The following is an 8,860-nucleotide window of genomic DNA, read 5'->3' as shown; positions in this document are numbered from 1 at the left end:
CGCCGCGGCGGCCCAGGCCGGCTCGCCGCCGCAGGGTTGCGACCGGCCCGCGACGGTCACCGCTGCGCAGCAGGACCGGCTGCTGCGCTTCGCGGCCGTCATCCGCGAGGCGCTGACCGCCTCGGGCGCGCAGGCCGCGCTGATCGCACGCTCGGGCACCGACCTGTCGCGCTTCGGCCTGCGCTACTCGCATGGCGCCGTCGCGCTGGCCGACGGGCTGGACACGCCGTGGGCCGTGCGCCAGCTCTACTACGCCTGCGCCGAAGGCCAGGCGCGCTTGTTCGACCAGGGCCTGGCCGGCTTCGTGACCGGCAGCGACAACGCCGAGACCGGTTATGTGAGCCTGCTGCTGCCGCCCGCCGAAGCTGCCGGCCCGCTGGCCGCTGCCGCGCTGGACAAGGACGTCGCGCTGGGGCTGCTGAACGCGCGCTACAGCGCCAACGCCTACGCCTTCAGCACGCGCTACCAGAACTGCAACCAGTGGGTGGCCGAGCTGATCGCGGCGGCCACCACCGGCCTGGCCACACGCGCCGACACGCAGGCCTGGCTCCGGCGCGAAGGCTATGCGCCCGTGCCCGTGCAGGCCTCGCCGTGGCTGATGCTGGCGGGCCGCTTCGTGCCCTGGCTGCATTTCGACGACCACCCGGCCGAGCAGCTCGACGCCGGCGCGGTACAGACCAGCCTGCCGGCCAGCGTCGAGGCCTTCGCGCTGCGGCGCTGGCCAACGGCGCGGCGCATCGAGCTCTGTCATGGCCCGCACGGCATCGTGCAACGCGAAGGTGGCGAGCCCCTGGCCGCCGGCTGCCAGCCGCAGCCGGGAGACCGGCTCACGCCGCTGGACTGAGTCAGCCGCCGCGGCGCCCGGGCCAGCAGGGCAGGGCATCCTGTCCATCGGTAGGCGCGGCGTGTTGCTCGCCATGCCGATGGAGTCGCGCCGGCCCGCTGGCCACTGGTGGACCTGACAGGCCGCGGGCACGACCGGCGTGTCAGTCGCGGGCCGGAATCTTCAGCCCGCGCTGCACGGCCGGCCGCGCCAGGAAGGCCTGCAGCACGCGGTCCACCTCCGTGAAGCCGCCGTAGCCGACCAGGTCGCCGGCGCCGTAGAAGTCGATCAGGTTGTTGATCCACGGGAATGTCGCGATGTCGGCGATGCCGTAGTCGTCGCCCATGATCCAGGCCTTGCCCTTGAGGTGACCGTCCAGCACGCCCAGCAGGCGCCGCGCCTCGGCCACATAGCGGTCGCGCGGCCGCTTGTCCTCATAGTGCCGGCCGGCGAACTTGTGGAAGAAGCCGAGCTGGCCAAACATCGGCCCCACGCCGCCCATCTGGAACATCAGCCACTGCAGGGCTTCGTAGCGGCGCGCGCCGTCCTGCGGCAGCAGCCGGCCGGTCTTGTCGGCCAGGTAGATCAGGATGGCGCCGCTCTCGAACAGCGGCAGCGGCACGCCGCCCGGGCCGCGCGGGTCGATGATGGCGGGGATCTTGTTGTTCGGGTTGAGCGACAGGAACTCGGGGCTGAGCTGGTCGTCGGTGTCGAAACTGACGAGGTGGGCTTCGTACTCGACGCCCAGTTCCTCCAGTGCGATGGCCACCTTGACGCCGTTGGGCGTGGGCAGCGAGTAGAGCTGCAGGCGCTCGGGGTGGGCGGCGGGCCACTTCTTCGTGATGGGGAAATCGTCGAGTGCGGGCATAGGGGGCGGGTGCGAACAAGGTTCGCCGACTTTAGGGGCGCCCTGCATGGCCGTGTGCAGGCAGGGCTTAGCTGGCGCGCGCCGCCCACAGGCGCCGGACGCCGATCGCCAGCAGCGCCAACACGCCGGCGCCCCGCGCCGCGTGAAAATGCCCGCATGACGACCGCCGCTCCCGCTGCCGCACCGCCCTCGCGGCTTGCGCTCTACCTGCAACTGATCCGCTGGGACCGCCCCGCCTGCTGGCTGCTGCTGCTGTGGCCGACGCTGTCGGCGCTGTGGATCGCCGCCGACGGCTGGCCCGGCTGGCATCTGCTGGCCGTGTTCACACTGGGCACGGTGCTGATGCGCTCGGCCGGCTGCTGCATCAACGACGTGGCCGACCGCGACTTCGACCGCCATGTCGAGCGCACCGCGCAGCGGCCGGTGACGACGGGCGCGGTGTCGGTGAAGGAGGCGCTGATGCTCGGCGCCGTGTTGTCGCTCGTCGCCTTCGGCCTGGTGCTGACAACCAACCCGCCGGCCATCCTGCTGAGCTTCGCGGCGCTGGCGGTGGCCATCACCTACCCGTTCGCCAAGCGCGTGCTGGCGATGCCGCAGGCCGTGCTGGGCGTGGCGTTCTCCTTCGGCATCCCGATGGCCTTTGCGGCGACGCTTGGCGGCATGGAGTGGAACCTGCGCGCGGTGCCGCTGTCGGCCTGGGCGCTGCTGGTGGCCAACCTGTTCTGGGTGCTGGCCTATGACACCGAGTACGCCATGGTCGACCGCGACGACGATCTGAAGATCGGCCTGCGCTCGTCGGCCATCGCCCTGGGCCGCTGGGACGTGCCGGCCATCATGATCTTCTACGTCACCTACCTGGCGATGTGGGCGGGTCTTGGGCTTCGCCTCGGCCTGGGGCGCTGGTTCCTGCTCGGCATCGCGGCGGCGACGGCCCAGGCAGCCTGGCATTACAAGCTCATCCACCGGCGCAGCCGCGCGGGTTGCTTCACGGCCTTTCGCGCCAATCACTGGCTGGGCTTTGCCGTGTTCGCCGGCACCGTGGTCGACCTGGCGCTGCGCTGATGACGACAAGCCGCGTGGTCTTCGCCACCGGGGCCGCGGCGCTGGCCCTGCGCTGGGCGCAAGACCTACTGCCGTAGCGTCAACAGGCCCTAGACTGCACGCGCCGCGGCAGAGAACCGCATGCGCTCAATCAGGGAGTTTGTCGATGTCCTATCCGATTCGCGGCATGGCCGCGTTGGCCGTGCTGTTGCCGCTGTGGTTGACCGGCTGCGGCGGGGGTGGCGGCCCGGCCGGCACACCGCTGCTGGGCGGCTCGTCGCCCAACCCGGGCGGCGTCACCCCGCCGCCGCTCGCTGGTCCCTCGGCCGACCCCGCCGGCCCGTCGGCCAGCTTCGCCCAGCAATGCGCCGGCGGCAACACGCTGGCCGCAGCCAGCCAACGCACGTCGACGCTGGAGACCGAGAAGAAGTGGCTGCGCGCCTACGTTGACGAAGCCTATCTGTGGCGCGACGAAGTGCCACGCGTGGATCCCGGCCGCGCCGACTTCAGCGGCAGCGACATCCCGGCCGCGATGGACGCCTATTTCGAAGCGTTGAAGTCGCCGCAGACCACCGACTCCGGCGCGCGCCGCGACCGCTTCAGCTTCACCTACCCGACCAGCGAGTGGAAGGCGCTCAGCGAGAGCGGTGTCGAGGCCGGCTACGGCATCGAGTGGAAGCTCGGCAATGCGACGCCGCCGCGGCGCATCCGCGTGGCCTATGTAGAGCCCGGCAGCCCGGCCGCCACCGCCGGGCTGATGCGCGGTGACGAACTGGTCAGCGTGGACGGCACCGGCGCGGACGTCAGCGACAACGCCGGCGTCGACCGGCTGTATGAGGGCCTGTATCCCGGCGCGGCCGGCAGGCAGCATGCCTTTGTCTTCAAACGCGGCGGCGGCACGCTGATGCGCACGCTGAGCAGCGCCAGCATCACCAAGAACCCCGTGCCGCAGGCCCACGTGCTGACGCTGCCGACGGGCGCCCGCGCCGGCTACCTGGTCTTCAACGACCATGTGCTGACGGCCGAACCCCAGCTCATCGCGGCCGTTGGCGATTTCCGCGCCCGCGGCGTGACCGAGCTGGTGCTGGACCTGCGCTACAACGGCGGCGGCTATCTCTTCATCGCCAGCGAACTGGCCACGATGATCGCCGGCACCACGCGCACGGCTGGCCAAGCCTTCGAGACGCTGAAGTACAGCGCCCGGCGCAGCGCCGAGAACGAGACGACGCCCTTCTACGCCGAGTCCTGCATCGCCGTGGCCGGCCGCTGCAGCAGCGTGCAGCCGCTGCCAACGCTCAACCTGAACCGCGTCTATGTGCTGGCGCAGGCTGGCACCTGCTCGGCCAGCGAGGCCGTCATCAACGGCCTGCGCGGCGTCAACGTCGACGTGGTGCTGATCGGCGGCAAGACCTGCGGCAAGCCCTATGGCTTCACCGCCAAGGACAACTGCGGCATCAGCTATTTCCCCATCGAGTTCGCCGGCGTCAACGCCAAGGGCTTCGGCGACTATGCCGACGGCTTCGAGCCTGGCAGCGGGCCGTCGCAGCGTTTCGTGCCGGGCTGCAAGGTGGAGGATGACCTGGGCCGCGCCCTCGGCGACACGCAGGAAGGCATGCTGGCCGCGGCGCTGAGCCATGCCGCCACCGGCCAGTGCCCGGCGCAGCCGAGCGCCCAGGCGACGGCGCGCGCACAAAGCACGGTCGACGCCGCGCCGCTGGCGCTGCAGCGCCATCCGGCGCGCAGCAACCGCCTGATGTTGCCGCGTTAGGCGGCCTGCGGGAAACGGGCTCGGATCGCGTCCATCCAGCCGAGCAACGCCAGCGTCTCGGCATGCGGCATGCGCGGGCTTTCGAGCCGGCCCGCGCGGATGCAGGCCTGCGCCTCGGCGATCTCGCCCTCGAAGCCGTTGATGACATAGGGCGCCGCCATGCGCTCGGCGGGCGCCTTGCGCGTGACCAGCTCGAAGGCCTCGGCGCCCCAGAAGTCCACCGGAAAACGCAGGCTGGCCTGGGAACCCAGCGCCTCGAAGGCATTCACCGAGGCCGCATCGAAGCCGCAGCGGAACTGCGACGTGACGCCGCCAGGGAAGTGCAGCGTCACGTTGACCGCCGCGTCGACGCCGGTTGGCGCCATCTTGGCCTGCACGTCCATCGCGATGGGCTCGGGGCAGACGCCGCCGTTCATCTGCTGCAGCACCCAGCGCGTCACCGCCAGGTTGTAGATGCCGATGTCCCACAACGAGCCGCCGGCCAGCGCCGGGTTCCACTGGCGGTGCAGCGGGTCGAACACCGAGGCGAAGCAGAAGGTCGAATTCATCGCGCGCAGCTCGCCGATGGCGCCATCGCGCAACATGCGGCCGGCCAGCTCGTAGGCGGGCAGGAAGCGCGTCCACAGCGCCTCCATCAGAAAGACGCCCTTCTCGCGCGCCAGGTCCACCAGGCCCTGGCCTTCGGCGCGCGTCGTGACCAGCGGCTTCTCGCACAGCACCGGCTTGCCCGCCTGCAGCGCAGCGCGGATGTATTCGCCGTGGTTGGAGTGCGGCGTGGCGATGTAGACGGCGTCGATCGACGCATCGCTCAGCAGGCCGGCCAGGTCGTTCGTCACGCGCGCCGTGGCCTCGCCTTCGCGCTGCCACTGCGCGGCATAGGCCTCGCCCTTGGATGCGTCGCGCGCGAACACGGCCGCCAGGCGCGCGCCGGGCACCGCCGGCAGGGCGCCGGCAAAGCGGTTGGCGATGCCGCCCGGGCCGATGACGCCCCAGTTGAATGTCGTTTCAGTGGTCATAGCTGCTCAATGCTTTCACGAGGTCGGACTGGGTGAGGATGCCGACGGGCTTGCTCGCCGACGATGGGAATGTGGTGGTGGCCGGTGGCCGAGAACAGCGGCACCAGCTCGCCGATGGTGATGCGGCGCTGCTGCCCAGCGACGACGGGGCTGGACATGATGTCCGCGCAACTCAGGCGCGCCAAGCGATTGCGATAGCTCGGCAGCTCGGCCTCGTGCAGCCAGTCGGCGAGGTCGTCGCGCGGCACGTCCAGCACCTGGTTGTAGCGGGCCAGCACGGCGTCCAGCGCGGCGGCACGGGCACTGGCTGCGCAGCGAACTGCCGGTCCGGCGGGGTCGTCATCGCCATCAGCAGCGCCGCAGCGCCACCCCAGGCGCTCGCGTGCATCGACCGCTTGCGGCGCGGGCAGCAGCGCATCGAGCAGCGCGAGAAACCGGTCGGGCAACGGGGCAGAGGACATGGGCGGCGACAGGGCGAAAAGCCGAGCCGCCGATTGTGTGCGCTACCAGCGCCCGCGCCGGTTCAATCCGGTTTCACTGGCCGCTACCGGCAGCACCGACCCAGCATGCCCGCGCTCGCGTCCACGCCGAGTGAATTGACTCTGTCAGCCCTTGCCAAGCAGGGCGCTCATCTGCGTCTTGAGCACCTGGGCCTGGGCGCGGCGCTCCTTGGTCGCGGCGCGCTGGTAGGCGACTTCGGCCTTCTCGCGCAGCAGCACCGCGCGTTGCAGTGCCTCGGTGTAGCGCTCGACGGTATAGGTGTTCTCGGTACCGATGTAGACGCTGCGGGCCAAGGGCGTCTCGCCGAAGCGGGGTAGGGTTACCGCGAAGCTGCAATCACGGACACGACTACCCGCACGTTGACGCACGATGGGACCGGAAATGCCCGACGGCAGGTCGCTCTGCTTCTTGCGGCTCGGCGTGCGGCGCAGGCGCGACGGCGCAGGCATGGTCGCGATGCGTTTGAGCAGCTCTTTCGTCGCCATCGCCAGCGCGCGCCCGGCGCCGCTGCCGTCCTGGCTGTGGTCGGAATACAGCTTGGTGCCGCCGTAGCGCAGCTGCCAGCCGTGTGTCGACAGATGGTCGATTCTTTGTATGCATTGCGGCACGACAAAGCGCTCGCCGCTGAAGATCACCACATCACGCGTGTTCATTTCGCCCCCAGTGATTCAGCCCACCTTGCGTCATTGCCGGTAGGTCTACTAACGCCCCTCTGGTACTGACCGAGTTTATGGGGGCTTATGGGCGAGCCGCTAATTTATGACGTCATGAACACAGTTTCATTTGACGGCGGTCAGCTCAGCGACAGCTAGGCACCCCGCCAATCAAGGGTTCGCCCGGGTTGCCTGCCGGCCAGCGCGGGGGCGAATAGCTCCATCACACGCAATTGCGCGCCGCAACGGCTGAACACCGAGTGCCGCGACCACAGCATCTGCGGCGATGCTGGCACGCCGGTGGCTGCCAGCCATTGGCGTTCGGCATGCCGGCGCGTGTGGCCGTGGCGCGAGAGGCGGCGCGGCTGCAGCTCGCTGCGGCTGATGGCGCGGTCGTCATAAAGCAGATGTGCCAGCGGCTTGGTGCCCAGGCCCTTGAGCGCCCGCCAGGGCCCGGTGGTGGCGCGCTGATGCACGGCGGAACGCGCCCAGACCAGTGGCTCGCCGTCCACGCGCAGGATGACCTCGCGCACCACCGTCAGGCCGCGCGGCGGCAGGCCCAGCGCCGCGCGCTCCAGCGCCCGGAACGGCGCCACGCCCTGGCGCAGCACCTGCACCTCGAAGCGCTCGCCCAGGCGCGCCAGGCGGCGGCTCAGCGAGCCCGGCGCGCGCAGCCAGTCGCGCAGGCTGTCGCGGGTGGCGATGCCCACGTTCAGCCGAACTCTCGGCCGAGTTCGGCCGCGCGCTTTTGCGCAGCCAGCACGGCACGGCGGATGGCCGCGTCAACGCCGTCGCCTTGCAGCGACGCGACGGCCGCATGAGTCGTGCCGCCCTTGCTCGTCACGCGCTCGCGCAAGGTGGTGGGCGATTCATCCGACGCCAGGCCCAGCGCGGCGGCGCCGCCGCAGGTGGCCAGCGCCAGGCGCCGGCCCTGTTCGGGCGTCAGGCCCATGTCGACGGCCGCGGCCATCATGGCCTCGACGAAGAAGAAGAAATAGGCCGGGCCCGAACCTGACAAGGCCGTCACGGCGTCGAGGTCGTCCTCGGCCGCCACCCACAGCGTCTGGCCGGTCGGCGCGAGCAGGCGCTCGACGCGCGCACGCTCGTCGGCAGACACGGCGGGCCGCGCATACAGGCCGGCGATGCCCTGGCCGATCAACGCCGGCGTGTTGGGCATGGCACGCACGACGCGCTCGCTGCCGGTGGCCGCGACGATGGCGTCTGAGCGGATGCCCGCCATGACCGACAGCTGCAACGCGCCGCCCACCCAGGCCTTGACCGGTTCCGCGGCGGCGCCGAAGAGCTGCGGCTTGACGGCCCAGACGACGGTGCCAGCACCGGCCAGCACGGCGTCGCCCGCGACGAGTGCGGCGATGCCGAACTCGCCGACCAGCTTGTCGCGCTGCGACGCATGGGGCTCGACGACGACCAGGCGCGAAGCCGCCATGCCGGCGCGCAGCAAGCCGCCGATGATGGCGCTGGCCATGTTGCCGCCGCCGATGAAAGCGATCAGTTCTGCACTCATGGACGCGAGTCTAAGCGGGTGTTTTCAGGGCCGGGCGCAGCTATCGTCACGGCCCATGAGCCACCCCTGCCTTGACCGTCGCCAGCTCCTGCTCGGCACCCTGGCCCTCCTCGGCGGCTGCGCCAGCCCGCCTCCGCCTTCCCGGGGCTGGGCGGAGGCGGCGGCGCGCGAGTTGCAGCTGTCGGTCAGCCACTTCGCGCTGCAGGGCCGGCGCGTGACGCTGACGCGCCGCAGTGCGGCGGCGGGGCTGCTGCCGGTCATCGTCTACCTGCCCGGCATCGGCCAGGACGCCGATGCCGGCCAGCGCTGGGCGGCCGCCTGGGCCCTGGCAGGGCATGCCGTGCTGACCGTGCAGCCGCTGGAGGACGACGCCAATGCCTGGCGCTCACCGCTGGCGCGCACGGGCGAGTTCAGCGCCTTGGGCGAGCTGCACTATGGCCAGGCGATGCGCTCGGCCCGCCTGGCAGCGCTACGCCGCCTCGTCCCCGCGCTGCAGGCCCATGCCGGCGCGGCGCTGGACTGGCAGCGCGGCGCCATCGCCGGCTATGAGATCGGCGCGCAGACCGCACTGGACCTGGGCGCCGAGGCCGCCGGCTGGCAACCGCAGGCCGCCATCGCGATCAGCCCGCCGCCGATGGATGCGGCCGCGGCGACGCCGCCGGCCC

The 8,860-nt window shown here is 71.1% G+C and carries 10 protein-coding genes; 4 read left to right on the top strand and 6 right to left on the bottom strand.

The window, feature by feature from the left end:
- A partial coding sequence (locus ACT6S0_RS24670) for a DUF2145 domain-containing protein (protein ID WP_444766407.1) occupies positions 1-844 on the top strand: 844 nt, incomplete at its 5' end.
- A gap of 142 nt (positions 845-986) precedes the next feature.
- Here ACT6S0_RS24670 and ACT6S0_RS24665 read toward each other — a convergent pair.
- Positions 987-1,691: a glutathione S-transferase N-terminal domain-containing protein gene (locus ACT6S0_RS24665; protein WP_444766406.1), complete on the bottom strand. Its 705-nt coding sequence runs from the start codon at positions 1,689-1,691 to the stop codon at positions 987-989.
- Between the two features lie 156 nt (positions 1,692-1,847).
- Between ACT6S0_RS24665 and ubiA the strand changes: the two genes are divergently transcribed.
- The gene (gene ubiA / locus ACT6S0_RS24660; RefSeq protein ID WP_444766405.1) at positions 1,848-2,753 is read left to right on the top strand and encodes a 4-hydroxybenzoate octaprenyltransferase; all 906 of its coding nucleotides are present in this window, start codon (positions 1,848-1,850) and stop codon (positions 2,751-2,753) included.
- Positions 2,754-2,898: 145 nt separating this feature from the next.
- Complete coding sequence (locus tag ACT6S0_RS24655; RefSeq protein WP_444766404.1) at positions 2,899-4,500, top strand: S41 family peptidase; 1,602 nt, start codon at positions 2,899-2,901, stop codon at positions 4,498-4,500.
- Here the strand turns inward: ACT6S0_RS24655 and ACT6S0_RS24650 are convergent.
- The 5 genes from ACT6S0_RS24650 to proC form a co-directional block, all read right to left on the bottom strand.
- Positions 4,497-5,516, bottom strand: coding sequence for a Gfo/Idh/MocA family protein (locus tag ACT6S0_RS24650; RefSeq protein ID WP_444766403.1), 1,020 nt, complete (start codon positions 5,514-5,516; stop codon positions 4,497-4,499). The genes ACT6S0_RS24655 and ACT6S0_RS24650 overlap by 4 nt on opposite strands.
- On the bottom strand, positions 5,513-5,977 hold the full coding sequence (locus ACT6S0_RS24645) for a hypothetical protein (protein WP_444766402.1): 465 nt from the start codon (positions 5,975-5,977) through the stop codon (positions 5,513-5,515). The genes ACT6S0_RS24650 and ACT6S0_RS24645 overlap by 4 nt, the downstream gene beginning before the upstream one ends.
- Before the next feature lie 144 nt (positions 5,978-6,121).
- On the bottom strand, positions 6,122-6,670 hold the full coding sequence (locus ACT6S0_RS24640) for a hypothetical protein (RefSeq protein ID WP_444766401.1): 549 nt from the start codon (positions 6,668-6,670) through the stop codon (positions 6,122-6,124).
- A gap of 155 nt (positions 6,671-6,825) precedes the next feature.
- A complete protein-coding gene (locus ACT6S0_RS24635) occupies positions 6,826-7,380 on the bottom strand; it encodes a chorismate--pyruvate lyase family protein (RefSeq protein ID WP_444766400.1) in 555 nt (184 codons plus the stop codon).
- Positions 7,381-7,382: 2 nt separating this feature from the next.
- On the bottom strand, positions 7,383-8,195 hold the full coding sequence (proC, locus tag ACT6S0_RS24630; protein ID WP_444766399.1) for a pyrroline-5-carboxylate reductase: 813 nt from the start codon (positions 8,193-8,195) through the stop codon (positions 7,383-7,385).
- A gap of 55 nt (positions 8,196-8,250) precedes the next feature.
- Between proC and ACT6S0_RS24625 the strand changes: the two genes are divergently transcribed.
- Positions 8,251-8,860 (top strand): hypothetical protein (locus ACT6S0_RS24625; protein WP_444766398.1); only part of this gene is annotated, 610 nt, incomplete at its 3' end.

The sequence above is a fragment of the Roseateles sp. genome (genome assembly GCF_052436255.1).
Classification (GTDB): Bacteria; Pseudomonadota; Gammaproteobacteria; order Burkholderiales; family Burkholderiaceae_C; genus Pelomonas.
This window is presented reverse-complemented; position numbering and strand designations above follow the sequence as displayed.

Excerpts from the sequence above, each read along its gene's own strand:
- ACT6S0_RS24665 (WP_444766406.1), bottom strand. The coding sequence starts at position 1,691 with ATGCCCGCACTCGACGATTTCCCCATCACGAAGAAGTGGCCCGCCGCC.
- ubiA (WP_444766405.1), top strand. The coding sequence starts at position 1,848 with ATGACGACCGCCGCTCCCGCTGCCGCACCGCCCTCGCGGCTTGCGCTC.
- ACT6S0_RS24655 (WP_444766404.1), top strand. The coding sequence starts at position 2,899 with ATGTCCTATCCGATTCGCGGCATGGCCGCGTTGGCCGTGCTGTTGCCG.
- ACT6S0_RS24650 (WP_444766403.1), bottom strand. The coding sequence starts at position 5,516 with ATGACCACTGAAACGACATTCAACTGGGGCGTCATCGGCCCGGGCGGC.
- ACT6S0_RS24645 (WP_444766402.1), bottom strand. The coding sequence starts at position 5,977 with ATGTCCTCTGCCCCGTTGCCCGACCGGTTTCTCGCGCTGCTCGATGCG.
- ACT6S0_RS24640 (WP_444766401.1), bottom strand. The coding sequence starts at position 6,670 with ATGAACACGCGTGATGTGGTGATCTTCAGCGGCGAGCGCTTTGTCGTG.
- proC (WP_444766399.1), bottom strand. The coding sequence starts at position 8,195 with ATGAGTGCAGAACTGATCGCTTTCATCGGCGGCGGCAACATGGCCAGC.